Below are 627 nucleotides of genomic sequence, written 5' to 3'. Positions count from 1 at the left end.
GATAAGACACCAATGCATAAGCAGCAGAGTGTGATTTGTTAAAACCGTATCCCGCAAATTTTTCTACGAGGTCGAAGATTTTCATCGCCAATTCTGGGTCGACGCCCTGACCTACCGCACCTTCACGGAAAATCTCACGCTGCTTGGCCATTTCTTCAGGTTTTTTCTTACCCATCGCACGGCGCAGCATATCCGCCCCACCAAGGGTATAACCTGCGAGCGACTGGGCGATTTGCATTACCTGTTCCTGATAAACAACAACCCCGTAAGTTGGTTCAAGAATAGGCTCGAGACACTCGTGCTGAAAGTCTGGGTGAGGATAAGCTACTTCTGCTCGACCATGCTTACGGTTGATAAAGTCATCAACCATCCCTGAGTCCAATGGCCCCGGACGGAACAGAGCAACAAGTGCAATCATATCTTCAAGGTTATCTGGCTGAAGCTTCTTAATCAGCTCCTTCATTCCGCGTGATTCGAGCTGGAATACAGCCGTCGTTTCGGCCGTTTTCAATAAAGTGAACGAGGCAGGATCATCAAGCGGGATATGATCAATGTTTATCGTTTCTTTGCCTTCTTTTTGAAGACGAGGATTAATCATCTTCAAGGCCCAATCAACGATAGTTAGGG

1 pseudogene is annotated in these 627 nt (G+C 47.4%); it reads right to left on the bottom strand.

The annotated features are described in order from the left end of the window. Positions 1 to 627, bottom strand: a pseudogene (locus tag A3762_RS02790) (DNA polymerase III subunit alpha); the annotation flags it as partial.

This window comes from Oleiphilus sp. HI0125, from assembly GCF_001635355.1.
The sequence above is the reverse complement of the archived record's forward strand: the minus strand, read 5'-3'. Positions and strand labels throughout refer to the sequence as shown.